The organism is Maribacter sp. ACAM166 (genome assembly GCF_005771495.1).
Lineage (GTDB): Bacteria > Bacteroidota > Bacteroidia > Flavobacteriales > Flavobacteriaceae > Maribacter.
Window position 1 is genome coordinate 155,881 of record NZ_VAUW01000004.1, and the last position, 22,279, is coordinate 178,159.

Sequence of the window (22,279 nt, forward strand, 5' to 3'; positions counted from 1 at the left end):
ATGCACATTAAATTTTTATTACTTCGTTTATTTTTCACCCGTAAAGCTGCTACACGAAACAAAATTATGTTGCGCATTGGCGCACACTTTATTAAGCGGGGGGCGGGGGTTACTGTTGGGCAGGCTATACCGTTTAAGGCTATGAAGCACACCAAGGCACGCACCATGTTTATTGATAACCTATACTACAATTTTAAAACCAATACGGTAACCCACACCATGAGTAAAAACCCCGTTGAAGGGTTCACACCCAAACGCAAAAAAACGTTCTCTATATGAATAAAGCCGACAAAGCCGCATTAGAAAAATATAGGGAAAAATTAAAATTTGTACGATCCTCTGGGGCATCTATCAACCCCAATGAAACGGCAGACCAAAAAAAGGCACGTATTCACCGGGCCAAAAAAGATGTGCGCTTTTGCGTGCAATATTACTTTCCGCATTATGCCACCAGTGAAAGTGCAGAATTTCAAATACAAAGTGCCAATTACACGCTTAAGCACAAAACCGCCAAGCAGTTTGATGAATGGGGGCGTGGCTTGGCCAAGTCCGTTTGGGATGATGTTATTAAACCATTTTGGCTATGGATGAACAACGAAGCGCATTACCATGTAATTGTAACCACTTCGTATGATCGGGCATGTGAATTAGCAGAAGATTTGCGGGCAGAATGGGAGGGCAACCCACGTATTATTAATGATTTTGGGAAACAACAGAACACAGGCCAATGGGAGAAGGGGTTTTATATCACTAAAAGCGGCTTTATATGCAAGGCATTAGGTGCCGGGCAATCTGTTAGAGGGCTTAGGGTAAAAGACCAAAGGCCCGACCTTATCACTGTTGATGATCTTGAAACCAAAGAAACCATTGCCAACCCCAAGCGGCAAAAGAAGCTTGCAAAGTGGATTGAACGTGATTTGATACCTACTATGGATGGCCCCATTAGGCGGTTCTTATATGCCAACAACCGTTTTGCACCAATGATGATTCAAACCATTTTACAGGAAAAACACCCCAATTGGAAAATATTCCACGTAAAAGCATATAACAAAGTAACCTATGCCCCGGCATGGCCACATAAATATTCACCTACCTATTACAAAGAATTAGAAGATGAAATTGGCACCTTGGCCTGCTTGGCAGAATACAATGGTGAACCGCATGTGGAAGGTGAAATTTTTAAAGAAAAACAAATTCAATGGGGGAAAATGCCCGCTTTAAATCACTTTAAAATATTGATTGGCCGTTGGGACGTTGCTTATGCCGGCACACCCACTTCTGATTTTAATGCCGTTAAAATATGGGGCTTGCATGGCCGTGATTTTTGGAACGTTGACAACTACGTAAAGCAATCGAAAATGCGTGGTGCATTAGAATGGATGGCACAGGTGCAATTGAGTTTACCAGATAGCGTAATCATACATTGGGGTTTTGAGTCGCAATTTTGGAACGATGAAGTAAAACGCACCATTGATGAAGTGGAACGTGATTTTGGTATAATCTTGAATCTGGCAGAAATACCCACAAGTCCACGTAATAAGTATGATCGTATCATTACCCTGCAATCCTACTATCAGAATGGGCGGTTGTTCTATAATGAAAAGCTAAAAAGCCACAATGATACCCAAGTGGGGCTAACTCAATTATATGGTATAGAACCGGGCTATAACACAAAAGATGATGCACCAGATGCAGATGAAAGTGCAATTAAAGCATGTAGTAAATACATATACAGTGGTACTGGCAAATCAAAACCGACAACAGGAAAATTTAAACGTAAACCCAGATTTTAATGGCCTATCGATTTTTAACAGATGCAGATTTTGATGCACAGATATTTAGCACACTTTTAAAAGATGAAAGTGATGCCGCTTTAAAGCTTTCTTTAGAAGCAAATGAAAAAAAGGCCATAGCCATTATTTCTTCACGGTTAACGGGTCGGTATAGTCTGGCTGCAATATTTGATGCAGATGAAGATGAACGCAATTATTTGATTATTCATTACGTGGTAACTATTACGCTGTATCGAACTTTAAAAAGGAATGCCGCACGTAAAATGCCAAGCGACTTTAAAGAAGATTTTGATATGGTGATGGCCGACCTTGATAAAATAATGGCCGGTAAACTCACCCCAGATGGATTGCCCGAAATAACAGATGGCAATGGCAAAGTGGTTGAGAAACCAATGCACGGCAATAGAAGAACAACTAATTTTTATATCTAATTAAACAGCGTTTAACATGAGTTTTATAGACAAATTACAAGATAGGATTTTACGGAATTTACCAGAATCTAAAATACGGGTGCAAATGGCAAAAAACGATACTGGCCGCACCGGCAGTAATAACAAAGGCAAAAGTGCTGTGGAGTTAAAGCGGGAACCAAAAGCCTTTACCGTTAAAACATTGCAAGATTGGAAAAATGCGGTGGCCTTGGCAACCGATGCAGAAAACCCAAGTTTGCTTTTTTTGGGCCAATTGTACGAAAACCTTTTACTAGATGCCCACACGTTTAATGCTATCGAAACACGGGTATACAGGGTATTACGGTCTAAATACAAAATGGTGAATGATGCAGGTGAAGAAAATGAAGAAGCCACCAAACTGTTGCAATCACCATGGTTTGAAGAATTTTTACGCCATGCGCTGTGGTCTAAATTTACTGGGCCAAAGGTGATTGAATTATTTGAATTAGATGATGAGTTAGAATTGATGCGTGCGGCATTGATACCGATGGAACATACCAACCCACAAAAGGGCATTATCTTAAAAACACCGGGTGACGAAAACGGATGGCCGTACAAAGAAGGTGCATTAGCACGCTACTATTTGCAAATAGGGCATGATCGCGATTTGGGCCTATTAAACCAACTCACGCCATTAATACTGGCAAAGAAATTGGCCATGGGTTCTTGGTTAGATTATATTGAAAAATACGGCATACCGGGCGTGTGGATCACCACCGATAATATGACACAAGGCCGGGCAGATGAATTGTTAGAAATGGGGCTATCTATGATAAGCAACCATGTTGGCGTTATACGGGGCAATGAAAAGATTGAATTGGGTGAGTTGCCCAAAACAGATGCGCACAAAACCTTTCAAGAATTAATTGGGGTAATCAATAGCGAAATTTCTAAACTAATCTTAGGGCAAGATGCAACCAGTGATCAAAAAGATGTTACGGGCACCTATGGCAGTCTTAAGGTGATGGCAGAAGTATCGAATGATCGGCATGAATCTGATAAAATTTTCGGTTCGGCCATCATTAATAAACTATTACTGCACCGCCTTAGTGAACTAAGTAGTTATTACTCTGGGTTAAACGGGCTAACCTTTACTTGGGATGAATCAGAAGATATGGATAACATCACTCTAATTGATAAAGTGGTGGCATTAACAGATTCTGGTTATACTATAGATTTTGCAGATATTGCCAAACGTACAGGTATACCAATAACCGGGTTTCAAAGTGCGGGCCCTGATCCTGGCACACCTAAAAAACCCGGTGAAGATCCTACAATAGAAAAAACAAAAAAGTAAATGCCCTAATGGCAATAAACCGGCATTATACCGGTGGCAATGAATGTGGCCATGAACATTCAGAACCGGCTATTAGGGCAATAAATTTAAGTACGTGGACAAATGCCATTAACAGAATTGCAAAAGACTTGCACAACGGTAAAATGGTGCCGGTAGATCTTGATGATGTGCTTATTACAAAAACCTATGGTGAATTAAAGGATGCCACCACATTGGGTTTTGGTGCCACGTTTGGTAAAAGTAAGGCCAAGCCTTTTTTATTGGATAACGTGTTTAAATTTTCGGTGGCTAAAACCTACCAACAATTAGTTGAAATGCAAGGTTTTTTAGTCGATGAAAAAGGACAATTAAGAACTTTTAAAGCCTTTAAGGATAAAGTTGATACGGTGCATGAAAAATACAACAACCGCTATTTAGAGGTTGAATATAACACCGCCAAACGTTCTGGCCAAGCTGCACAGCAATGGGTAGAAATACAAGATGAAAAAGATTTGTTTCCAAACTTGGTGTATCGCACCATTGGTGATAATCGGGTGCGCAAAACGCACGTAGAATTAGACGGCATCACCAAGCCTGTTGATGATCCATTTTGGGACGTGTACTACCCGCCAAACGATCACGGCTGTAGGTGTGGTGTGAAATCTACCGAAAAAGCAGCAACGGGGAATGCGAAGCCAAAGCCTATTAACGAAGCGTTTCAAAATAACGTGGGTAAGACCAACCAAGTTTTTACGGACAAGCACCCCTATTACACGATGGATAAACCCGCCAAGAATGCGGTGGATAAAAAGGTGGATGAAAAGAATAAATGATATACCAGATTTTGAAGGGATGGCCGCCAAGCTTAAGAAAGATTTGGTGCGCTATGCTTCACGGGCCGGTACCAATTTCTTTCAAGATAGCTTTTACAATGAAGGCTTTACCGATCAGACTTTTGAAGCATGGCAGCCACGGGCAAACGATGTGGATCCTGGGCGCAAAATACTGGTGAAAAGTGCAGGGTTATTAAACAGCGTACGCATATTCAGTGCCAATGATCAAATGATTGAAATTGGTAGTGATGAAGTGCATGCCGAAATACACAACAACGGTGGCACCATTAGAATACCGATTACCGCTAAAAGTCGGAAGTACTTTTGGTTTATGTTCAAACGCACCGGCAATGGTATGTGGAAGGGTTTAGCACTAACCAAAAAAACAGAATTAGTAGTGAACATACCCAAAAGGCAATTTATTGGTGAATCTGCCACGCTTATGGGGCAAATAGATGATTGGGTGGTACGAGAAATTAACAAACGTTTTAAAATGGCATAAACAATAATACTAAAATTTATGAATGCAAACGCAACATTATGGGATGGCCTTTACCTTGAATTGGCCGACCTGTTAACAACTGAAATAACTGAAATTCAATGGCTAGACCTTTGGCACAACCAAGTGGGGTTTTTAGATGAAGAACACCCATTTAGTACGCCTGCACTTTTTTTGGGGTTTAGGGTGTTAAGCACAGAAGATCATGGCCGGTTGGCCCAACGGTTAACGGTGCAATTAGATGTGTATTATTTTTATGAAACGTTTAGCGATACTTTCAACGGTTCTTTTAATCAAGAAGATGCATTAGGCTATTTAAAGACCTTAAGCAACATTCACAAAACGCTGCATGGGCTAAGTGGTACATGCTTTAGTGAAGCAAAGCGCACGGGCTTTGGGCCTGTTGATACCGGCAGTGCAGGCAACCTGTACCGCCAAACGTTTACTATGCTTGTGGAAGATGCCACCGCCATGCCAGAAGAATCTGTGGCCATACCGGGTGATTTGGCAGTTAATGAAGGTGTGAAGCCAGTTGGGGTGAAGCCTAAACCTTATACGGTTTTGCAATAAACAATTTGTGGTTAGCAATAAAAAAGCCCCTATTATGGGGCTTTTTCTGTTAGTGTGGACTGGGTTTGTTGAACATATACAACCTTATTTCGTCTACGGTGGGCAAATGCTCCCGTAGTTCTTCTAAGGTATCATAGCGTTCTTCGTGCAGGTCTACATCTTTGTTAAGGTGCTGTAGAACCGTTACAAGGCTCTGCATTCTACGGTAGCGGGTTTCCGCTTCTTGTGCTGTATTGCTCATAGTCCTAGTTTTTGAATTAAGCTTAAGCGTATAGCCTTATCGTCTATTCTGGCAACATCTGCAAGAATATCGACCAAACGTGCCTGTGTAAGCCTGTTGTGGTTTCTTTTACCAATTGCCTTGGGGGTAGATGTCATTAAGCTACCAAATAGATCGCGGTGCTCGTCAACTTTAATAATTAGATCCTCTGCCCAATCCCTAAAAAGTTTGGCACGTTCACTCTTTATGAAGAAGCCCAAACGGACAATACCCCGTTTTGTCCACATAGTTCCACGTGTTGATCCTTTAGCACCGTTGGTAATACCAACGGTGCTAATAAAGTGCTTGCCTTCAACAAGTTCTTCTGTATGATCCCTTTTGTGGGTTCTAATTGTGTATGGACTTACACCATAACCTAAAGCCACCTCTTTGGTAGGCAATAAAAATTCATGTTGGTGGTTTGGGTAGACCGCTACGGCCAAACCATCCGTTACTTGCATTTTAAGCTTGCCAGCATTCTTTTCTTTGTGCATCTGAAAAGGTTTTATATACGAAGCCCCCACTTTAGGTTTGCACAAACAATCAAAGATTGAGAGTAGGACGGTTTACCGTTCCAAAACCATTGCGAGGGCTTCGCTATCGTTAAAAAATAAATCTAAGGATTGAACCTTTGACTTGTTTGTGCGATGTAAAAGTAGTAATTTTCTTTTAATTCAAAAATTTTAAAATTAGCGAATCTGCTTTATTCAAAGAAAGAGTATCAGTGTAACCATATTTTCTTGCTAAATATATATGGTGTTTTGCTCGTATTAATGTAGTGTCAAATTGCTTTTCTCTAATTAAAATTCTAGCATTCTGGATTTGTGCTATCTAATTTGATTAGTTTTTTTAAATATTCTTCGGCATAATAGTATCCTTTATTTTCTATAAAATTCATTGAAATTAAATACAGTGCTTCCTCATTTTGTGGATTAGCCTTTAACGCATTTTTCAAGTAACTACGATATTCTGAACTTTTAGGGTAATTTTTATGTGTTTCTTTTGCTTTTTCAACCCATTCATCTGAGGATTGGGCAAAGGAAAATGCCGACAACAACAGCGTGCTAATAATTAATAGATTTTTCATTTTTAAATAATTTATGGTTATTAGTAATTTGTGAATTTATCGTATTATTTGGTTTTAAGGCTAAAATAATATTCTGCAAAATCTAGCAATTCTGCTTTTGTAAATTGGTAAGGTTCATTGTTGCCTAAATCCTTGTCCTGTAATTGCCATTTATTATAAGCTTCTTCTAACTTCATCTGTATTTTTTTTTGCGAATTTATCGTATTATTTGGATATATATGAATTTGGTAGGTGAACTAACCACAACAGTTGCTAAAATGCATTAAAACGCATCTTAGCTTTGTGTTATCGGGAATAACCTCAATGTCGCTAAAAAGCTCCTTTCGCATACGGAAAAGCAAACTACGCAAGGGCTTCATTTGCAACTTTTTCCTAATTCCCGATAACGAGGTCGGGTAACAAATAAAAAAAGACCCCTTCGGTTCGTGCCTCACCGATGTAATTAACCGTACCATTCGTCCAATGAACTACCTCCGCAAGCATCACAACCAAAACCAGTTCTATCATTCTGAATGTTGCAACATCCAAGGCAATAGTATCCTAGCAATTCATCCTCTTCAAAATTCAAATCATCACCTCTATGGATTTCATAAGCAAGTTTTGAAAGTTCATCTAAAGAATCAATAACGTGCTGAGGACAATCATCGTCAATCCTTGCGCTTCCGTGAGTTAATTTTACTCTTTTCATTTTCTATTTATTAATTTAAGTTATTAATCAACCGTTTACTTTCCCGTATGAAGTGACTCCCGATAACACAGGGTATATGCCAATGTAGGTTTGTCACTAATCCCAAGGTTTGCGTGGGGTCTTCTTTTCTTTGACCGCTGTTTGCCTGTTCCCGAAACCAAAAGCAGAAAAAGCTTTCGTTTCTTCACGAGCACATCGGCACATACCCGACCTCGTTGTAGTTAATTTAAAAAGGATTCAACAATCGATTCACAAAGCTGCTGTGGGATTAATGAGCGTTCAAACATTAAGTTTATTTAAAATCTCACATAGCACATTTACTACTATACTATTGCCCGCCTGTTTGTATGCTTGTGTGTTACTCACTTTAGAAATATCAAACGTATCAGGAAAATCCATTAAGCGAAAACATTCACGAGGGGTTAATTTTCTAATAGTACTATTGTGTTTTAGTAATTTTGGGTCTTTATAATCTCGTGATAATAGTGATGGTGAAGTGTGAAAATACTCTCTTAAAGATTCATTTCTATGTGCGGTATCAATGATGCTTACCTCTACATTATCTTTTTGAACACTGGTAATGGTATTTGAGGTGAGGTTATGATTTATTTCTAATATTTGTTGTGTATGCCCGCCTTGGGTTCTATCTGATAGATTTTCAGTGCTTCTACCTCTAAAAGCACCAATTACCACTTGATTACAAGATGTGTCTAAAGTTTGGGCAACATTTTTACCTACACGGCCACGCCTTGTTTTTGAATCTGGTTGTGATAAATTGACACTATCACCGGTATAGGCTTTTTCATAGCCTTTTTTGGTGGCAGATTTTACTTTAATATAATTATCAGTATTGCGTGATCCTGAATTGGTTGTGATGCTCCTTGCCGGGCTATCAATACAAGAAGGGCTAAATGCAAAACCATTACCTTTTTCGATTTGTCTTTCTGCGTGGCTTAAAAAGCCATTTAACATTTTATCGCTTAAATAAAATTTCTTATCGACATCTTTTTCTAAAATATCTTTTAGCTTTTTTTTCAATGGATATGGCTTTGGCCAATTAAAATTATTATCTACATCATCACGAATACCAATTATAAAAACACGCTCACGGTTCTGCGGTACGCCATAATGCTTTGCGTTCAATACTTTGTGGTAAATATGATACGGTGCAGCATCTTCACGGGGAAATATTACCGGGTTTCCGTTTACAGATTTACCGCCAAGCATATCAACCCAAATTTGAAATGTTCGGCCACTGGCATCACTCAACAATCCTTTTACATTCTCAAAAATGAAATAACGGGGTTTATTCTCAATAATAAATTGATGGCTATTGTAAAATAAAAGCCCTCTTTTATCGGTTTCGCCTTTTCGTTTACCTGCTAGTGAAAAGGCTTGGCACGGTGGTGAGGTCATGTATATATCTACACTCTTTTTGGGGATTTTTCTATCATAGACATCAAAAGGATAATATAAAGGTTCGCCATAGTTAGCTGTGTATATTGCACGGGCGTAATTATCCATATCACATGCAAATATTGTTCTATATTTTATGTTCAATCTCCGTAATGCTTGGTCAAATGCACCAACGCCACTAAAATCACTTGCTACGTTTATCATAATTAATATTTGGTTCTGTAATACACTATATCTTCAATGGTTTTGGGCTTTAAATAATATTTTTCTTCCATCTTAATAAAAATGTAGGCATCTGTAAATTTGCGTACATTTTTATACGTGTCATTGCACATCTCTGCATAGGTTTCACGCATTGCGGTATATTTTCTTAGGGTGTTTTCATTGTCTTGTGCCATCTTATTGGGTTGTTAGTTGATGGTTGTTTGTTTATAGGTTTTCATTATGCTAATTTTTAAGGTTATTACTTCTTTTGATAATCTTATAATTAAACCACCTGCGCAATGCATAGCCACGCAATACGCTGATAATGGTAAAGTATATGGTGATGATAAGATTGGTGCCGGCATTGGTGCTTATACCCACCAATGGAAATATTAAAAAGGTAGATGCGAACGACACCATGAAGCCTATGGCGGTATTGGTCAACGATTCTATGAAGCTTTGTTTTTTAGTTTGCATTTGTAGTTTACTTATAAGTTAATTTTTAAACTGCCTGCCGTTGCTACTGGTTTACTCTTCATCTTCCCATTGGCGTTGGTGCAGATAGGTGTCGGGGTTGCATTTGGCTATGCCGTTGTGGTTTCTTAAGTAGTTGTTATATCGGCTTATATAATCAATGGCCTTTAGTTTGGTGGCATCATTCAGCTTGGCCCACAATAGCTTTGACCTTGTTATTTTGCGTTTATGCCCGTAGGCATCCCAAAAGGCTTGAAACGTTAATAGGGGCAACCCAACGGCTACATCAAACACCAATTGTTTTTCTTTATTTCGGATCTTTGATAATTCTTTAGCAGTAGCTTCCATATATGGGAAATTACCATTGTTGAATAACCAATTTATCTGCTTAGGTTCCATAATACCATCCAACACTTCAAAGCTTTTTAAAACCCCGTTTAAATGGTATTTAAACACCCAAACATCTGGGCGGTGCTTTGCCTTTACAGTGTAGGTGGTTAATTGTTCGTTGTTGTTTGCCATTATGCTAATTTTTGGTTGATTTCATCGGCCACGCTTCGCAATAAGTAATTTTCTTGTATGCTTGTGGCTTCTATTATTAATCTTAAGAATACTTCTAAGGCATCGGCTTCATAATATTGAAGCTTTAATTTAAAGGGCTTATTAACCGGGTAGATGTTAATTTGTTTTTTTGCCAATGTTTTTGCCACTTGATGAAGTACGGCACGTTCTACATTTTGCCATCTATTTTGGGCCGGCTCAAAGCTTGTTTGGCTTAACTCATGATTAATAGCCTTTAACTTTTCTAAATTCAGCTGCACTTTAATTGGTTGCGCCATCGTGTTGATGTTATTTTTTTAGGTTGAAAATAATAGGGCCTGTTTAGGGCTATACTTGTAAACGTGAAAAAGGTATCTTGGCATTCTAATTGGGCATCTTCTAACGGCATTTTTTCTATCAAATCGATATTAAAATCAAGGCGCACGATTTCTTTGTAAATTTTTATTTTTTGTGGGCGGGTTAACCCCCCCGGCCCAGGATCATCTAAAAAAGCAATTAGCCTTTCGATTAAATCATAGTATTCTTTTAATTTTGATTTGAATTTCATAGTTAACATTCTGTTATTGCGCATGAAACATACTTGCAATCTGGGCATTGTAGCTGCACTGTTTCACACGTGGCACATGTTATTGTCACGTTTAATAATCCGTTTTCATGGGTGCAGATTTCTTGTAATATTTTCAGGTACCAGTTCATTTAATTGTTCGGATTTTTAAGGTTACTTATACGTTTTACCCACCATGCTTTTAAGGGCATTAATAATGGTGGTACACTCTGCGGTGTCCATTTTTTTAAGGGGCTTATGTACAGGGCTTTTTGCAGATGCCAACCATTCACCAAATCGGGCTATATCTGCTATATTATAGCCTGATTTTGGGTGTTTAGACTTCCAACCCATTTGAATCAATAAACTTAATACATGCTTGTGCTGTGGGTTCTTCCCATCAAAAAAACCCCATGTATTTGCTGCCTGTGGTTTGCCGCCCCGGTTGATGATGATAGTATTGGCTTGGTCAAAAGTCAAATCATTTGTGCTTGTTTTGTTCACATCTTCGGTGGCCCACTGCACCAATTCTTCTTTTAAATCGGTGTTTGTGTAGCCGCATAGCTTGTAGATGTACTGCTTTTGGTCTTTAGTTGCTTTCATGTTCATCTGTATTGTCAGGCACCGGGCCATATTTCTTAAAATCTTTCTTGCAGGTTTCATCCCATTCATCATGGGTGTATGGTTTTGATTTTTTAAAGCTTAAGCCAACCAAAAGGACTACCAGAATTATAAGCACTATTACTATTTTCATTTTATCACGGGTTAATTATTGTTTCTACTCTTAAGCTTCTTAATCTGAATTGTATGTCGGTGGCGGTGGCTTCTGTTAACTGTGCGGCCTTCTTTTTATCCATAGAAAAAACACCGGGGGTTACATACCACATTTTATGCGGTGATGGGTGTGGGTTTATTTTGTAGATTCTATACATTACCAACCCACGTTTTTTGATGCGGCCACCCGTTGTGAATGTGGCAATGCATCTTTTTTACGCCACATTTCACTTAGGAAATAATCAGCGGCAGTGCCGTGCGTTAAAAATGGGTGTTGTTGTTGGCTTGGGGTATGCCGCCAAATCTGCAAGTGTTGTGCATAGGTCATTGCATCAATTTCTTTTTTCTCTGCTGCTGTTATATCTGCCATGGGTGATTTAGTTTAGGGCGTTCCAAATGCCAGGGTTTATAATGGTGGCAATGATCATCATGGCCACCATGATCAGAATGAAGCCAAAGACCAAAAGCCGTATTGCATTAATAAAATTATCTGTGGTCACGGCTTTTGAATTTGTTTTCATGTGGTGTTATTTTTTAATTAATATGCGGCTGCGGTTCTGGCCTTGCTGATAGGTAGCACCGGCTGCCATTTGTTCTGCTTCCAATTCTTTTGCAATGGCCAATGCTTTAATGGCCTGCAATTTCATTTTGCTTGGTTGGTTCGCTATTTGTTCATTGTGATCATTCATTTAAGAGGTTATTAGCGGTTAAAAATTCGTTTAGGTGTTTTGCTGCGGTGGTGGTCAATTCTGCTGTGGTTACCCATTCACCGTTCATATCACGGGCCACCAATATGCTGTTTACATATACTTTGCGGGGGGCTGTCTGGGTGATTTCTGTAGCCATATTATAAACTTGAAAAATTCATATTCAGATTTTCCCACTTACCGGCAGAATTTTTGAACTTAAAACGATACCCATAGCCCTTCATGTTAATGCTGTATGATTCTTTCAATAGCTTTAACCCTTCGTGCCAACGTGGATCTGCAAAGCGGGTTTCATTTTGCAACAACACCATCACCCGGCTATACTCTAATTGTCCGGCTTCGTTTTTTGTCAACAGTTCCATCAACATTTCATAGGCATCAACATCTTTTTTCTTGATGCTATCGGCTAAAAAATCTTTAATTAGCTGTGCGCCTTTTTCGCTGCGCTGATCCCAGTGGGGTTCAGTATCACGGGTGCGGGTGATACGTATGGTTTTATCTTTATTATCAATGCTAAAACCACCTTTACTTTTTACAGGAAATTTGCCGTAATTTTCAAGGGCCATGGCCTGCTTATCCATTTCTGTTTGGCAAACCAACTTAGCGTTTAACATAAATTCAGATGCCTTTTTCGCCAAATCGAACAGGGTGTTGGCCACATAATTCTGTTCGGTTTCAAAAGCCGTTTTGGCTTTAGCTTCTTTGTTGCGCTTGTCTGCCTTAATCTTGTTTAGGTAGATTTCAATTTCTTCGGGGGTCATATCTGCAATAGATTTTACCGGGGCTTCTTTTACTGTTTTCATGTGTTTATGTATTAAGATTTATAATAGTATTGGGTCAATTACAGGCATATCCATCACGCCTTCTGGGGTGCCTAATTCTTCTTCAATTGGAGGCTGTTTATCATCTATTTCAGTAGCATCAAAATCTACGTTGTGAATCAAAGCGGTTAAGCGTAGCCAGTATTTAATGATGCCTTTTAGGTTGGGGTTTTGTTTGTTGGCCGGGGTCTTAATCCAATGGAATAAAGATTCTTGGCGTTCTAATAGTTCAATTCTTAACATGCTCATTTATTTTTTTATTTCGGGCGGTGGTCATTAAATCGGTGTTGTAAAAGCGGTGTACGTTATTAATGGAATTTTTATACATTAACCGGGCTTCTGTGGTGGTTGGCAATGGGCGCATACATACGGCATCTTCTAAAAAATCTAGCATACTTTCTAAATACTGATTTAAGAAGTAGTTAAACAATGCCCTATCTGCCATTAGGCTTTGAAGATCCTGGGTGTTTAATTCAAGATTTAGGGCGTGGCAATCAATCGCTTTATTTGTGGCCGGTGTGTAGCATTTACCACTGCACCAATCGAAATAATGGCGCATTACCATTTCTTCCATTTCATCTGCGGTGCAATCAAGCAGCCTAAAAATCTGATCTAATTTATTGTGCATATCCTGTGGCTTTTAATAGTGCGTGTTTTGCTTTTTTTATCTGGGCTTTCTGAATGCTTGTAATGACTTCATCACCGCTTTCATAATTTTCATCAATCACATCTAACAGGCTGTGTAGCGCTTCAAACATATCTTTAGCGGCAATGAAAAGATTAGCATTTGCCAAGGCTTCTGGATCTGTTTTTAAAATGCCTTTGGCTGCATATTTCAACAAGCCCTCTGAATGATTTTGGCGGCTAATAGATGCCACAATTCTGCCTTTAGCCATTATTACGAATTGATTCGTATTGCTCTGTATGCGGTGATCTTCTGCCAAGCTTAATTTACCTTCTGTACCTTTGAAATTTTCCATGATTTCTGTATTGATTTATATGTTTTTCCAATAATTATTTGCGCCTTCATCCCAGATGATATAATCATCGGTTACTTTGCCACGGCTCATTCTGCTGCCACTCATCGCTTTAAAGCCCTGCACCCGTATTTTAACATCACTATCATATCTTATTTTGTCGGCCAATGCGCCTTTAGGATATTTACCATCTGCGTGGCTGTTGAATATGAACAGCTTGGTGGGGTAATCTGCCAACAACTGCTTGTATTGGGTGATGGTGATGGTGAAGTATTGCACAGAATCTATTATAATAACTTTGGCACTGCGGGGCTTATCTAATCTGGCACGTAATTCTGGCAACTGCCAACCGTTCAGAAGCATGAAGTGGCTTTTTTTGCAATCTTCCATTCTATTTTCTGCCATTAACGCTTGCATACTGCCGCGATCTTGTTCTTCTAAGCTGTTGTAATCAACTTTTAAATACTTTGCCAACTCTTTTGCCGTTTGCATTAGAAAGGTGCTTTTACCATTACCGCTATCACCCCACACCAACCAACTGCCCCGGCATTCGGGGGAGCCTATCAACTTTTTAAAGTTTTGTGCCAAGGGTATTATTTCAACAGCTTTTGCATTCATTTTTTTGGGGCTTATGGCCCTGTTTTTTGTTTTTTGCATATCGTGTTCTAATGCCTATGCTTCAATCATTGTTTCTTGCTGTTGTTCTGGGGCTACCACAACCGCATCATTCACTTCTATATTTTTAATAGATGCAGTGTTTTTTTTCTGGTGAATTTCAATATCACGTTTCACCCGCCTTAAGTCACCTTCACTGTTGGCATGGATATATTCTACCACGTCACCTTCGAATACCCCATTAGCATTGCATATAAGGCGCACATCTTTGACTTCAATAGGTTTTAAGGAAATGAATTTTCTGCCTATACGGCTGTACAGTTCTGCATACCCTATTTTGTCACGGTTTACACCGTTCATTACTTTTTTTCTTAGTGCCTTCACCCCAGACAGTACAAAGCCACAATTGCCATCTAAATCGTTGTACATGTCCATGAAAAGATCCATTTGTGGATCTTTCAATTTATCGAACTGGTCAATGATCACTAAGGGGTTGTGTGAGGTCTTAAGATGTTTTATTAAGCGCTCAACCATTTCTTGCACGTTGCCAATAGGCTGCAACCCGGCTGCCATTAATAGGTTCTTTATGTATGTTTTCTTTGTCCAGATGTTTTTGCATTCTAAATGCACCACATTATCATTCATTCTTTTATAGTGGCGGTATGCATGCGTTTTGCCACGCCCGGCATCTTCACTGATAGATATACTTATTGATTCTTGTTGGGCCGTTTGTAAATAGAATCTTAAGGCTTGGAAGTTGGCCGTGTCGGCATTCTGCCAATCAAAATCTAAATGCAAATTGGCTTGTATGGCCTTCCACATTTCTTGGCTTATCAATTCCCAATTCATATTCAACATCTGGCTAATAAGGGCAGAACTAACCCCGGCTTCATTGGCCACTTTTTTTTGTGAAGATTTAGAAGCCATCAATTTAACTTCTTGTGCGATCCTTGACTTTTGTGTAGTACTTATCATATCTAATTTTTGGGTTTACATACCGTTAAGCCATTCATTGGCTTCAATGGCACTTCGTTCTTCTTTTGGCAGTTTGCCGCCTATCTTAAATTCTAGTTCTTGGTTTTCAATCAATGATGCAGGTGATACCCCTGTGCGCTGTTGCAACTGTCTGTTGTATTTTTCGACACGTTCCAATTCTGTTTTGCGCACCTGTTGATCTTTCCACATCTGGGCCTTATCTTCGGGGGTCATCAATGCCGGTAATACTTTTGTCAGTCGTTTTGGCTGCGCATCTGCAATGTATTTTCTTGTGCCGTTTGGCATCTTTACAAATAATCGTACATAATTATCCATCTGATCTGGATCATATTGGGTGTAGAACTTTTTGTGGCAGTATTGATCCCTAAAATCAATATCTGTTTCGTTTTCATCATCATACACTTCAAAATGGTATTTGGTTTTACCAATGATGGGCTTGATACCATCGGTATCATAATTTTTAGCTTCTGGGGTGAATACCCAAAACAGATCAATGAATTGAAGCGTGCTAATTGGGCTGCTTAATAATTCTTCGTGGTTTTGGTGTACACTTAAGCGGCTTTCATCATATTTAGGGTGCTTGGAGGTATTCCATTCAACAATACAGGATTTGAATATTTTTTCAAGATCTTCCAATTTATGAAGTTGGTGGCGTTCTTCCAGAAGGAAATCCATATTGGGGCGGCTGTCCATTTTACGTGTGCGCACCCCCTGTTTATCTGAAAACCATTTAAGGTTTAAAATTTGCTGCTGAAACCTTGAAAACAACTGTTCAACCGGGCTACCGTGTTGGCGGGCTGCATGCTTATAGTGTTGGCCTTTTGTTTGGTCTATTACTTTAGAGTATAATTCTTGCATGGGCTTTGAAGTGTGGCCACTTTGCCCATCATACGTGAAAAGAAAGGGCCTTTTTAATGTATCATTAACTGCCATTTTAAGGGCCTTAAAGTGATCAATATGGCTTTCAGTTTCACTAAAATTGTAGCCTACTATTTTTTCACTGTATACATCAAAAACAACATCAATCTTAATATCGGCACCCATGCCGTTTGAGTTGTCTTTAAAGTGCGCCCAATCTAATTTTGTACCATCAATGGCCCAATAAGCATTCGGGAATAAACTTGATTTATCACGGGCCATTTTGTGGCCAAATTTGTTGCGCCATTCTGCTTTGCCATGGCGGGCCAAATACCATTTTTTTTCTTGGGCGGGTTCTGCTAACCATTTTGTTATGGCACTTTCAGTTACAACCGGGTAACCTTTAACCGCCCTTATTCTCATGTATTCGATATATAGCACAGGCACTACAGGTTTGTTGGGTAGGCTATAAAAGGCCAAAAGCCAATCGGCAGCTTTGCCTTTAATTTTTTTGCTGTTGGTATTGCCAACCGCTTTGTGTATTAATGATTCTAAGCCATCTTTATTGAACTTCTTAAGCTTGTTATCTAATGCCCGATAATTGGAGGGTAGGCGGTGTGGAAATTGTGGTTGATCGCTATTAGCCGGGGTAATCTTCTGTAGTTCTTGTATTACTGCACATATTTCTGCTTTGGCCGGCCCCATTTTAACAGCCATACCATTGGTTTGCTTTACTCTGATATTGTAGATCAGTTTATCATACGCCTTTAAAATCTGTGATTCTACATAATATTGCTTCACACGTTCTGGTAGTAGACCTTTTCCAATAAAAAAATCATGGGCATCTGGGCAGGGTTCCAATTTGTCAATCAACCGTTCTAATTGGTCTTTTTGGTTTGGATCACCAAAAGCCTTTACAACTGCTTCTTTAAAGAGTATTGGAAGGGTTCTAAATTCAACCAACGCTTGCCGGCCATTACCACCATTTCTGATTTTATTGATTTTTCCACGGGCGCATTGCTGCTTATAGCTGCTGTAACTCATTAGCCCCAGATTTTCGTAAAGCATTGAAGCAGGCACCGTTATTGTATTTTGATACGTTTCGTACATACTATTCTGATATTGGTAGAAAAAATTCAACGGTTTTTAAAAGTCCGCTGTGAATTTTTTTTCTTAATGGTGTGTTTATCTTGTAATTACCTGCAACAATTTCTTGCACCGTTGTATGGCTGCACCCGTGTTTTCTAGCTATTGCAGACAAATGGCCCTTAAGTATTTCTTTTTCTATTTCGGAAAATGCTGCTTTCATTTTTTTTGTATATATTCATTTGATGAAAACGAAGGTACTCAAATATTTTCATCGTATGCAAATATATTTTAAACTTTACCAAGATGTTAGGGCGATTAGATGAATATTTAAAGCTGAAAAAAGTGTCTTACTACAAGCTTGAAAAAGCTTTAGATGTTAGCCGGGGTAGTATTTCCGGGGCGTTAAAGAATGGCCGAAACTTAGGTGCTAATGTTGTCGAAAATATTTTACTATATTTTCCAAAATTAAGTGCAGAATGGTTGTTAAGAGGTATAGGAAGTGCTGAATTAGTACGACCAAATACACTACAAGAGCCGGAAATTAACTACGTAAAAAGCAGTGATGAATGGCTTATTAACCAGACAATCACGCATTTTAAAATGCACAATAAGAGTGAATTAGTCGGCTATTTTGAGCGTTTGAACGAAAACAGCGAAAAAAATATTTTATTAGAGGTTTCTAATAAGTTAGAAAAATTAGATGCCACTATTGCAGGTTTAATGATGGATATGAATGAATTAAAAAAAAAGAATAACGCATTGTGAAAATGTACTATTCTAATAATCCTTTTAATTTTTTAGATATTTTCAATCTTAGTTCTTTTTTAATCAATTCACGCTCATCTTCTGTGAAGTATCTTTTTTTAGATTCATAATTATTTACTTCATCTATTAAACTAAAAAAAGGCTTTATCATTTTACTTATTCAACACGTAAATATCGATTTACGAAGCACTTTTAATTGTTAATGAAACATTAAAATTTAATGTTTCATTACGCTAAGAAGGATTTATTCGTGTGATTTAAAACAAATTATACCTTTTATAACTTGGATATTTTCCAAGTTATAAGCTAATTAGCTGTTAATCAATATTATGAATCAATTTACATTCTCTTTATAACTCATTTTAACTGCTATAGTGTTTGTTTATAAGTGCTTTTAAGTGTAATTACATGGTCTTATTTGTTGAATTTAACAATCAAAGCCAGTAAAACAAGGCTTTAAGGTTTCGGTACATCTTCTTTTTGTAACCCCAACTGTAACCCCAACTGTAACCCCAAACAATAAACAGCCGTTTTGTCATGCTTTTATTATTGCGCCACTATGGCAGAACATTGTGGTTGTGGTTATGCATATATATTTAGGAAAAACCTTTTTAAGCCTTTTAAATGGTGGTAATGTCTGTATTATCACAGCTTAGTGGTCGGTTATGTATAAAGTGGCTTAAAACTTCTTATTGTAGTTGTAGGGCAATTGCGGTTAATGGTACTTAATGTATAATCTGTTACGAAGTAGCTAAGATTGCTAAAAACAGCTTAAGACCTTTAAAAATCGACCTTTTCAGACCTTTTTATTATTACTACTATGTATTATTTGATTTCTTGGCCCTAGGCCAATATGTTTAATTTTTCTTTAATACGGTCAAAATCCATAGCATTTGTAATTAATCCAAAAATATGGATATATTCCTAATTATGGAAATAATCCAAATAATATTATGGAAATAATCCATAATCACTATATTTGAAGAAGATTGGGTTACTGGTGAACTAATCTAAACTATAGAGAAGCCATGGAAAACGAACTGACATTAAAACGATTTATAGATTTACGTAGAGAGTTGGGGTATACCCAAGCTGATTTTGCTGCGATGATAGGGGTTTCAAATACCACTGCAGATATTGAACGTGGTCGTACAAAGTTATCTGGTAAGGTAGTTTTAGAATTGTTGAAGCAGTTTAAGATAAATCCCTTATGGCTCTTCGGAGAAAGTGAAGAGCAGTATTTGGAAACCTCAAATACAAGTGTCATCCCTAAAGTCGTTACTGTAGATTCAGCAAACCGTGACAATATGGTTCTGGTTAATGCGAAAGCAGCGGCTGGGTATCCTCAAAATATTTCAGATACAAGCTGGTACCAACAATTACCGGCATTTGATTTACCGATTCCGGAATTCAGAAATGCTACCTACCGTGGTTTTCAAGTAGAAGGGGATAGTATGTTGCCAAACCTGCATCCGGGTGAATGGGTTTTGGCTCGAGCGATTGAGCATATAGATCATGTGAGCGCCAATAAAATGTATGTAGTTGTTTTGCAAGATTCTATAATGGTAAAGAAAATTGAAAAGCGACCCAATTCGAATAATATCACATTGGTATCTCTAAACGAAACATATCCTCCTTATGATATAAAGCCTTTTCAAATTCAGGAAATTTGGGAGGTGAGCAGTAAAATAACCTTTAACGTAGATGCTACAACAGACAGCGGTCTATTACGGCAATTACAAGAGTCTATGGAGGAATTAAAGAATCAATTACAGCATGTTAAGAAGGTTAACTAAATAATTACTTTACATACTTTTTTACATACAATCCACTTTCTTTTAGCTTAAAACCTAAACTTTTGTAAAGAGAAATCGCAGCCGTTCTATGGTGTCCACTGAAGAGTAAAACATCATTTAGTTTTTCTTTTTCCGCTTGTTCTAAAAGTTTTTCCATCAGCTTTCTGCCGATTCCTTTTCCTCTGTAATCAGACGAAACAACAACATCTTCAATCATTCCTTTATGTCCAGATATCACTTTGTATTTTGCCATTAGGGCAATTCCTGCTAAAGTTTCTCCGTCCATATATATCGCTACATCTGTTGGGCTATATCCTGATAATATAGTCTTTAGGTCGAGTTGGGTTAAATCTGCATTCAGCTGTTTGTATAGTTCGGTAAGTTGAGATTGCAAGGCATCAGTCACCTCATTTTTCAATAGTAGTTTAATAATCATGAGCAGTCTGTTTTTAGTAAGGTTAAAATTACTTCATTTTGTTCTTCATTTTAAGGAACATGGTACTTTCTAAAATGGTATATTTAATTGGATGTAAATCAACCCGTTCGATGAGAAATTTAATAAGTATACTTTCATTTTTAATAGCTATCTCCGTTAGTGGGCAACAAGATAAGGACACCTTGTTGGTCGGTTATACACCAGCAGCACCTTTTTTAATTGAAAACGGTGAAAATTTAGAAGGTTTAAATGAGTGGCTTTGGAAACGTGTAGCTACTAATTTGAATTTAGAGTATATCATGGTACCCATGGAATTTTCTGCCATGTTAGACTCTGTTCGTACAGGAGGAATTGATTTAAGTATCAATCCATTGACGATTACAAGTCAGCGTAGTAAGGAAATGGAGTTTACCCATTCCTTCTATGCTTCAAATGCTACCATTGCAGTTGCTGAAATTTCTTCTTTTGATAAATTCAAGTCTTATGTAGCAGGATTTTTCAATCTTGAATTTCTCGGCGGATTGATGATTTTACTTTTCATTATTTTCCTTTTTGGGATTTTAGGATGGATTTTTGAGCGTAAAAGAAACCCTGAAGTTTTTAGACCTGGTAGAAAAGGCTTATGGGATGGCGTCTGGTGGTCTGCCGTAACATTGACCACAGTAGGTTATGGTGATAAGGCGCCAGTAACCAAATTCGGCAAAGTCACAGCGTTATTATTAATGTTCGGTGGTCTTTTATTCATTTCTGGACTAACAGCAAGTATAGCTTCGAGTTTGACAGTGAATCAATTGAGTAATAACCCAGATGGCTTCAATGAATTTAAGGATAGGGAAGTAGGAACGATAACCAATTCTGGAACGCAAAATTTTTTATCCGAACATTTTTTTAAGGATATAAAAACATATTCAAATGTTGATCTTGGCCTTTTAGATTTAAAGAAAGGAAAAATTGAAGCGTTTATGTACGATGAACCAATTCTAAAATATGCCATTCAGAAAGATTCTACCCTCAAACAATTAGAATTGTTACCCGTAAAATTCGATGTGCAATTCTATGCATTCGGTCTACCAAAATCCCACATAGATCTCGAACAACGAATTTCTCAACGAATACTGGAGATTATAGAAACGGAAGAATGGGATATCGTACTCAATGAATATGGTCTTGCTGAGTTTTAGCCTTTGCGTCGTTCCAATAATACCATCATCATTAATCCGAGTATAATGATATCATCATCAGTTCCATTCAATTTTTTAAGTTCACTAGCCTTAAATCGGCGTCCTATTAACGATTTTTCTTTAGCTAGTCGAACAACAGTTTCATTATTCCTATCAATGACTAGATAAGCAGGGTTTAAAAAGAGTCCGGTAAATAGATTGATAATCGGTATTTGCCCCACCAAGCCATCTAGAACTTTAACCCATGCATTTTCTTCGCGAATAGTGTACTTCAGTTGTTTATTCTTGTCGAAAATCTCATAATGAGCCTTCCAAATAGATGCCCATCCCTTACGGCCTATTTTCCCGAATTCTTGTCCGTTAGGGTCTGAAAACGAATAACAGGCAGAGAAATCTATCCATCTATCTGCTTTAATCGTATAGAGTAACTTGGCCTTACTTTTGTTTTCGTAAACGCCAACATCTTCCTTAAACTTGAAAAGCTTTTGCTTGACATAGGCAACCGTTTTCTTGTCGGCATCGACCGCTGTAAAATCATTGGATAGGGTGCCAATATGAAAAGTGAAATCGATTGGAAATCTATATTCTTGCATGTGAGGTTTGTTGAA

The 22,279-nt window shown here is 38.1% G+C and carries 39 protein-coding genes; 10 read left to right on the top strand and 29 right to left on the bottom strand.

The annotated features are described in order from the left end of the window. The 7 genes from ES765_RS04990 to ES765_RS05020 are packed head-to-tail and all read left to right on the top strand — an operon-like array spanning window position 1 to window position 5,423. The gene (locus ES765_RS04990; protein ID WP_138111719.1) at window positions 1–279 is read left to right on the top strand and encodes a hypothetical protein; all 279 of its coding nucleotides are present in this window, start codon (window positions 1–3) and stop codon (window positions 277–279) included. Continuing rightward, entirely contained in the window at window positions 276–1,793 is a 1,518-nt protein-coding gene (locus ES765_RS04995; RefSeq protein ID WP_138111722.1) for a hypothetical protein, read from the top strand. Before ES765_RS04990 ends, ES765_RS04995 begins: the two co-directional genes overlap by 4 nt. Then, window positions 1,793–2,224: a DUF1320 family protein gene (locus ES765_RS05000; protein ID WP_138111725.1), complete on the top strand. Its 432-nt coding sequence runs from the start codon at window positions 1,793–1,795 to the stop codon at window positions 2,222–2,224. The genes ES765_RS04995 and ES765_RS05000 overlap by 1 nt, the downstream gene beginning before the upstream one ends. Window positions 2,225–2,240: 16 nt before the next feature. Then, the gene (locus ES765_RS05005; RefSeq protein WP_138111727.1) at window positions 2,241–3,542 is read left to right on the top strand and encodes a DUF935 family protein; all 1,302 of its coding nucleotides are present in this window, start codon (window positions 2,241–2,243) and stop codon (window positions 3,540–3,542) included. Between the two features lie 8 nt (window positions 3,543–3,550). Further along, window positions 3,551–4,354, top strand: a complete 804-nt coding sequence (locus ES765_RS05010; protein ID WP_138111731.1) for a phage minor head protein — start codon at window positions 3,551–3,553, stop codon at window positions 4,352–4,354. Next, complete coding sequence (locus ES765_RS05015) at window positions 4,338–4,856, top strand: phage virion morphogenesis protein (RefSeq protein WP_171017231.1); 519 nt, start codon at window positions 4,338–4,340, stop codon at window positions 4,854–4,856. The genes ES765_RS05010 and ES765_RS05015 overlap by 17 nt, the downstream gene beginning before the upstream one ends. 18 nt (window positions 4,857–4,874) lie before the next feature. Beyond that, a complete protein-coding gene (locus tag ES765_RS05020) occupies window positions 4,875–5,423 on the top strand; it encodes a hypothetical protein (protein ID WP_138111737.1) in 549 nt (182 codons plus the stop codon). A 49-nt stretch (window positions 5,424–5,472) separates the two neighbouring features. Here the strand turns inward: ES765_RS05020 and ES765_RS05025 are convergent, their stop codons facing one another. From ES765_RS05025 to ES765_RS05120, 26 genes are all read right to left on the bottom strand, one after another. After that, complete coding sequence (locus tag ES765_RS05025; protein WP_138111740.1) at window positions 5,473–5,664, bottom strand: hypothetical protein; 192 nt, start codon at window positions 5,662–5,664, stop codon at window positions 5,473–5,475. Then, window positions 5,661–6,176 (bottom strand): hypothetical protein, encoded by a 516-nt coding sequence (locus tag ES765_RS22035; RefSeq protein ID WP_212744212.1) that lies wholly within the window; start codon window positions 6,174–6,176, stop codon window positions 5,661–5,663. Before ES765_RS22035 ends, ES765_RS05025 begins: the two co-directional genes overlap by 4 nt. 314 nt (window positions 6,177–6,490) lie before the next feature. Further along, window positions 6,491–6,769 (bottom strand): hypothetical protein, encoded by a 279-nt coding sequence (locus ES765_RS05035; protein ID WP_138111743.1) that lies wholly within the window; start codon window positions 6,767–6,769, stop codon window positions 6,491–6,493. 44 nt (window positions 6,770–6,813) lie between these two features. After that, window positions 6,814–6,945, bottom strand: coding sequence for a hypothetical protein (locus ES765_RS22555; protein ID WP_262710658.1), 132 nt, complete (start codon window positions 6,943–6,945; stop codon window positions 6,814–6,816). Window positions 6,946–7,211: 266 nt separating this feature from the next. Beyond that, window positions 7,212–7,457 (bottom strand): hypothetical protein, encoded by a 246-nt coding sequence (locus ES765_RS05040; protein ID WP_138111746.1) that lies wholly within the window; start codon window positions 7,455–7,457, stop codon window positions 7,212–7,214. Between the two features lie 279 nt (window positions 7,458–7,736). Continuing rightward, entirely contained in the window at window positions 7,737–9,077 is a 1,341-nt protein-coding gene (gene dcm, locus ES765_RS05045; protein WP_138111749.1) for a DNA (cytosine-5-)-methyltransferase, read from the bottom strand. A 2-nt stretch (window positions 9,078–9,079) separates the two neighbouring features. Continuing rightward, window positions 9,080–9,271, bottom strand: coding sequence for a hypothetical protein (locus ES765_RS05050; protein WP_138111752.1), 192 nt, complete (start codon window positions 9,269–9,271; stop codon window positions 9,080–9,082). Window positions 9,272–9,320: 49 nt separating this feature from the next. Continuing rightward, window positions 9,321–9,554 carry a hypothetical protein gene (locus tag ES765_RS05055; RefSeq protein ID WP_138111755.1) on the bottom strand — a complete coding sequence of 78 codons (234 nt, stop codon included), beginning with the start codon at window positions 9,552–9,554 and terminating at the stop codon, window positions 9,321–9,323. A 51-nt stretch (window positions 9,555–9,605) separates the two neighbouring features. Continuing rightward, window positions 9,606–10,073, bottom strand: a complete 468-nt coding sequence (locus ES765_RS05060; protein ID WP_138111758.1) for a hypothetical protein — start codon at window positions 10,071–10,073, stop codon at window positions 9,606–9,608. Next, a complete protein-coding gene (locus ES765_RS05065) occupies window positions 10,073–10,390 on the bottom strand; it encodes a hypothetical protein (RefSeq protein WP_138111760.1) in 318 nt (105 codons plus the stop codon). The genes ES765_RS05060 and ES765_RS05065 overlap by 1 nt, the downstream gene beginning before the upstream one ends. Beyond that, window positions 10,363–10,659 (bottom strand): hypothetical protein, encoded by a 297-nt coding sequence (locus ES765_RS05070; RefSeq protein WP_138111764.1) that lies wholly within the window; start codon window positions 10,657–10,659, stop codon window positions 10,363–10,365. Before ES765_RS05070 ends, ES765_RS05065 begins: the two co-directional genes overlap by 28 nt. Window positions 10,660–10,830: 171 nt before the next feature. Next, complete coding sequence (locus tag ES765_RS05075) at window positions 10,831–11,259, bottom strand: hypothetical protein (RefSeq protein WP_138111766.1); 429 nt, start codon at window positions 11,257–11,259, stop codon at window positions 10,831–10,833. Continuing rightward, window positions 11,246–11,410 (bottom strand): hypothetical protein, encoded by a 165-nt coding sequence (locus tag ES765_RS21665; RefSeq protein WP_171017232.1) that lies wholly within the window; start codon window positions 11,408–11,410, stop codon window positions 11,246–11,248. Before ES765_RS21665 ends, ES765_RS05075 begins: the two co-directional genes overlap by 14 nt. A gap of 4 nt (window positions 11,411–11,414) precedes the next feature. Next, a complete protein-coding gene (locus tag ES765_RS21670; RefSeq protein WP_171017233.1) occupies window positions 11,415–11,588 on the bottom strand; it encodes a hypothetical protein in 174 nt (57 codons plus the stop codon). Beyond that, complete coding sequence (locus ES765_RS05080) at window positions 11,588–11,800, bottom strand: hypothetical protein (protein ID WP_138111769.1); 213 nt, start codon at window positions 11,798–11,800, stop codon at window positions 11,588–11,590. The genes ES765_RS21670 and ES765_RS05080 overlap by 1 nt, the downstream gene beginning before the upstream one ends. Window positions 11,801–11,807: 7 nt before the next feature. Then, entirely contained in the window at window positions 11,808–11,951 is a 144-nt protein-coding gene (locus ES765_RS21675) for a hypothetical protein (RefSeq protein WP_171017234.1), read from the bottom strand. A gap of 6 nt (window positions 11,952–11,957) precedes the next feature. Continuing rightward, complete coding sequence (locus tag ES765_RS21680; RefSeq protein ID WP_171017235.1) at window positions 11,958–12,119, bottom strand: hypothetical protein; 162 nt, start codon at window positions 12,117–12,119, stop codon at window positions 11,958–11,960. After that, on the bottom strand, window positions 12,112–12,276 hold the full coding sequence (locus tag ES765_RS21685; protein ID WP_171017236.1) for a hypothetical protein: 165 nt from the start codon (window positions 12,274–12,276) through the stop codon (window positions 12,112–12,114). The genes ES765_RS21680 and ES765_RS21685 overlap by 8 nt, the downstream gene beginning before the upstream one ends. Window position 12,277: 1 nt before the next feature. Then, window positions 12,278–12,940, bottom strand: a complete 663-nt coding sequence (locus ES765_RS05085; protein WP_138111772.1) for a DUF3164 family protein — start codon at window positions 12,938–12,940, stop codon at window positions 12,278–12,280. An 18-nt stretch (window positions 12,941–12,958) separates the two neighbouring features. Then, window positions 12,959–13,201, bottom strand: a complete 243-nt coding sequence (locus tag ES765_RS05090; RefSeq protein WP_171017237.1) for a hypothetical protein — start codon at window positions 13,199–13,201, stop codon at window positions 12,959–12,961. Then, window positions 13,188–13,586 carry a hypothetical protein gene (locus tag ES765_RS05095; RefSeq protein ID WP_138111779.1) on the bottom strand — a complete coding sequence of 133 codons (399 nt, stop codon included), beginning with the start codon at window positions 13,584–13,586 and terminating at the stop codon, window positions 13,188–13,190. The genes ES765_RS05090 and ES765_RS05095 overlap by 14 nt, the downstream gene beginning before the upstream one ends. Further along, on the bottom strand, window positions 13,576–13,938 hold the full coding sequence (locus tag ES765_RS05100) for a hypothetical protein (protein ID WP_138111782.1): 363 nt from the start codon (window positions 13,936–13,938) through the stop codon (window positions 13,576–13,578). Before ES765_RS05100 ends, ES765_RS05095 begins: the two co-directional genes overlap by 11 nt. A gap of 15 nt (window positions 13,939–13,953) precedes the next feature. Then, window positions 13,954–14,592 (bottom strand): hypothetical protein, encoded by a 639-nt coding sequence (locus tag ES765_RS05105; protein WP_138111785.1) that lies wholly within the window; start codon window positions 14,590–14,592, stop codon window positions 13,954–13,956. A 15-nt stretch (window positions 14,593–14,607) separates the two neighbouring features. After that, window positions 14,608–15,525: an AAA family ATPase gene (locus ES765_RS05110; RefSeq protein ID WP_138111788.1), complete on the bottom strand. Its 918-nt coding sequence runs from the start codon at window positions 15,523–15,525 to the stop codon at window positions 14,608–14,610. A gap of 15 nt (window positions 15,526–15,540) precedes the next feature. Continuing rightward, a complete protein-coding gene (locus ES765_RS05115) occupies window positions 15,541–17,514 on the bottom strand; it encodes a hypothetical protein (protein ID WP_138111791.1) in 1,974 nt (657 codons plus the stop codon). 1 nt (window position 17,515) lies between these two features. After that, window positions 17,516–17,713, bottom strand: coding sequence for a hypothetical protein (locus ES765_RS05120; protein WP_138111794.1), 198 nt, complete (start codon window positions 17,711–17,713; stop codon window positions 17,516–17,518). An 83-nt stretch (window positions 17,714–17,796) separates the two neighbouring features. On the opposite strand from ES765_RS05120, the gene ES765_RS05125 reads away from it, so the two are divergent. Further along, window positions 17,797–18,258, top strand: a complete 462-nt coding sequence (locus tag ES765_RS05125) for a hypothetical protein (protein WP_138111797.1) — start codon at window positions 17,797–17,799, stop codon at window positions 18,256–18,258. Window positions 18,259–18,265: 7 nt separating this feature from the next. Here ES765_RS05125 and ES765_RS21690 read toward each other — a convergent pair whose 3' ends face one another. Beyond that, window positions 18,266–18,409 carry a hypothetical protein gene (locus tag ES765_RS21690; RefSeq protein WP_171017238.1) on the bottom strand — a complete coding sequence of 48 codons (144 nt, stop codon included), beginning with the start codon at window positions 18,407–18,409 and terminating at the stop codon, window positions 18,266–18,268. A gap of 877 nt (window positions 18,410–19,286) precedes the next feature. On the opposite strand from ES765_RS21690, the gene ES765_RS05130 reads away from it, so the two are divergent. Continuing rightward, the gene (locus tag ES765_RS05130) at window positions 19,287–20,054 is read left to right on the top strand and encodes an XRE family transcriptional regulator (protein ID WP_138111800.1); all 768 of its coding nucleotides are present in this window, start codon (window positions 19,287–19,289) and stop codon (window positions 20,052–20,054) included. A gap of 4 nt (window positions 20,055–20,058) precedes the next feature. Here ES765_RS05130 and ES765_RS05135 read toward each other — a convergent pair whose 3' ends face one another. Next, a complete protein-coding gene (locus ES765_RS05135; protein WP_138111803.1) occupies window positions 20,059–20,490 on the bottom strand; it encodes a GNAT family N-acetyltransferase in 432 nt (143 codons plus the stop codon). A 110-nt stretch (window positions 20,491–20,600) separates the two neighbouring features. Here ES765_RS05135 and ES765_RS05140 point away from each other — a divergent pair, with 110 nt between their 5' ends. Continuing rightward, window positions 20,601–21,671 carry a transporter substrate-binding domain-containing protein gene (locus ES765_RS05140; RefSeq protein ID WP_171017239.1) on the top strand — a complete coding sequence of 357 codons (1,071 nt, stop codon included), beginning with the start codon at window positions 20,601–20,603 and terminating at the stop codon, window positions 21,669–21,671. Here the strand turns inward: ES765_RS05140 and ES765_RS05145 are convergent. Continuing rightward, on the bottom strand, window positions 21,668–22,264 hold the full coding sequence (locus ES765_RS05145; protein ID WP_138111809.1) for a hypothetical protein: 597 nt from the start codon (window positions 22,262–22,264) through the stop codon (window positions 21,668–21,670). The genes ES765_RS05140 and ES765_RS05145 overlap by 4 nt on opposite strands. Window positions 22,265–22,279 lie beyond the last annotated feature (15 nt).

Excerpts from the sequence above, each read along its gene's own strand:
- ES765_RS04990 (WP_138111719.1), top strand. The coding sequence starts at position 1 with ATGCACATTAAATTTTTATTACTTCGTTTATTTTTCACCCGTAAAGCT.
- ES765_RS04995 (WP_138111722.1), top strand. The coding sequence starts at position 276 with ATGAATAAAGCCGACAAAGCCGCATTAGAAAAATATAGGGAAAAATTA.
- ES765_RS05000 (WP_138111725.1), top strand. The coding sequence starts at position 1,793 with ATGGCCTATCGATTTTTAACAGATGCAGATTTTGATGCACAGATATTT.
- ES765_RS05005 (WP_138111727.1), top strand. The coding sequence starts at position 2,241 with ATGAGTTTTATAGACAAATTACAAGATAGGATTTTACGGAATTTACCA.
- ES765_RS05010 (WP_138111731.1), top strand. The coding sequence starts at position 3,551 with ATGGCAATAAACCGGCATTATACCGGTGGCAATGAATGTGGCCATGAA.
- ES765_RS05015 (WP_171017231.1), top strand. The coding sequence starts at position 4,338 with ATGAAAAGAATAAATGATATACCAGATTTTGAAGGGATGGCCGCCAAG.
- ES765_RS05020 (WP_138111737.1), top strand. The coding sequence starts at position 4,875 with ATGAATGCAAACGCAACATTATGGGATGGCCTTTACCTTGAATTGGCC.
- ES765_RS05025 (WP_138111740.1), bottom strand. The coding sequence starts at position 5,664 with ATGAGCAATACAGCACAAGAAGCGGAAACCCGCTACCGTAGAATGCAG.
- ES765_RS22035 (WP_212744212.1), bottom strand. The coding sequence starts at position 6,176 with ATGCACAAAGAAAAGAATGCTGGCAAGCTTAAAATGCAAGTAACGGAT.
- ES765_RS05035 (WP_138111743.1), bottom strand. The coding sequence starts at position 6,769 with ATGAAAAATCTATTAATTATTAGCACGCTGTTGTTGTCGGCATTTTCC.
- ES765_RS22555 (WP_262710658.1), bottom strand. The coding sequence starts at position 6,945 with ATGAAGTTAGAAGAAGCTTATAATAAATGGCAATTACAGGACAAGGAT.
- ES765_RS05040 (WP_138111746.1), bottom strand. The coding sequence starts at position 7,457 with ATGAAAAGAGTAAAATTAACTCACGGAAGCGCAAGGATTGACGATGAT.
- dcm (WP_138111749.1), bottom strand. The coding sequence starts at position 9,077 with ATGATAAACGTAGCAAGTGATTTTAGTGGCGTTGGTGCATTTGACCAA.
- ES765_RS05050 (WP_138111752.1), bottom strand. The coding sequence starts at position 9,271 with ATGGCACAAGACAATGAAAACACCCTAAGAAAATATACCGCAATGCGT.
- ES765_RS05055 (WP_138111755.1), bottom strand. The coding sequence starts at position 9,554 with ATGCAAACTAAAAAACAAAGCTTCATAGAATCGTTGACCAATACCGCC.
- ES765_RS05060 (WP_138111758.1), bottom strand. The coding sequence starts at position 10,073 with ATGGCAAACAACAACGAACAATTAACCACCTACACTGTAAAGGCAAAG.
- ES765_RS05065 (WP_138111760.1), bottom strand. The coding sequence starts at position 10,390 with ATGGCGCAACCAATTAAAGTGCAGCTGAATTTAGAAAAGTTAAAGGCT.
- ES765_RS05070 (WP_138111764.1), bottom strand. The coding sequence starts at position 10,659 with ATGAAATTCAAATCAAAATTAAAAGAATACTATGATTTAATCGAAAGG.
- ES765_RS05075 (WP_138111766.1), bottom strand. The coding sequence starts at position 11,259 with ATGAAAGCAACTAAAGACCAAAAGCAGTACATCTACAAGCTATGCGGC.
- ES765_RS21665 (WP_171017232.1), bottom strand. The coding sequence starts at position 11,410 with ATGAAAATAGTAATAGTGCTTATAATTCTGGTAGTCCTTTTGGTTGGC.
- ES765_RS21670 (WP_171017233.1), bottom strand. The coding sequence starts at position 11,588 with ATGTATAGAATCTACAAAATAAACCCACACCCATCACCGCATAAAATG.
- ES765_RS05080 (WP_138111769.1), bottom strand. The coding sequence starts at position 11,800 with ATGGCAGATATAACAGCAGCAGAGAAAAAAGAAATTGATGCAATGACC.
- ES765_RS21675 (WP_171017234.1), bottom strand. The coding sequence starts at position 11,951 with ATGAAAACAAATTCAAAAGCCGTGACCACAGATAATTTTATTAATGCA.
- ES765_RS21680 (WP_171017235.1), bottom strand. The coding sequence starts at position 12,119 with ATGAATGATCACAATGAACAAATAGCGAACCAACCAAGCAAAATGAAA.
- ES765_RS21685 (WP_171017236.1), bottom strand. The coding sequence starts at position 12,276 with ATGGCTACAGAAATCACCCAGACAGCCCCCCGCAAAGTATATGTAAAC.
- ES765_RS05085 (WP_138111772.1), bottom strand. The coding sequence starts at position 12,940 with ATGAAAACAGTAAAAGAAGCCCCGGTAAAATCTATTGCAGATATGACC.
- ES765_RS05090 (WP_171017237.1), bottom strand. The coding sequence starts at position 13,201 with ATGTTAAGAATTGAACTATTAGAACGCCAAGAATCTTTATTCCATTGG.
- ES765_RS05095 (WP_138111779.1), bottom strand. The coding sequence starts at position 13,586 with ATGCACAATAAATTAGATCAGATTTTTAGGCTGCTTGATTGCACCGCA.
- ES765_RS05100 (WP_138111782.1), bottom strand. The coding sequence starts at position 13,938 with ATGGAAAATTTCAAAGGTACAGAAGGTAAATTAAGCTTGGCAGAAGAT.
- ES765_RS05105 (WP_138111785.1), bottom strand. The coding sequence starts at position 14,592 with ATGCAAAAAACAAAAAACAGGGCCATAAGCCCCAAAAAAATGAATGCA.
- ES765_RS05110 (WP_138111788.1), bottom strand. The coding sequence starts at position 15,525 with ATGATAAGTACTACACAAAAGTCAAGGATCGCACAAGAAGTTAAATTG.
- ES765_RS05115 (WP_138111791.1), bottom strand. The coding sequence starts at position 17,514 with ATGTACGAAACGTATCAAAATACAATAACGGTGCCTGCTTCAATGCTT.
- ES765_RS05120 (WP_138111794.1), bottom strand. The coding sequence starts at position 17,713 with ATGAAAGCAGCATTTTCCGAAATAGAAAAAGAAATACTTAAGGGCCAT.
- ES765_RS05125 (WP_138111797.1), top strand. The coding sequence starts at position 17,797 with ATGTTAGGGCGATTAGATGAATATTTAAAGCTGAAAAAAGTGTCTTAC.
- ES765_RS21690 (WP_171017238.1), bottom strand. The coding sequence starts at position 18,409 with ATGATAAAGCCTTTTTTTAGTTTAATAGATGAAGTAAATAATTATGAA.
- ES765_RS05130 (WP_138111800.1), top strand. The coding sequence starts at position 19,287 with ATGGAAAACGAACTGACATTAAAACGATTTATAGATTTACGTAGAGAG.
- ES765_RS05135 (WP_138111803.1), bottom strand. The coding sequence starts at position 20,490 with ATGATTATTAAACTACTATTGAAAAATGAGGTGACTGATGCCTTGCAA.
- ES765_RS05140 (WP_171017239.1), top strand. The coding sequence starts at position 20,601 with ATGAGAAATTTAATAAGTATACTTTCATTTTTAATAGCTATCTCCGTT.
- ES765_RS05145 (WP_138111809.1), bottom strand. The coding sequence starts at position 22,264 with ATGCAAGAATATAGATTTCCAATCGATTTCACTTTTCATATTGGCACC.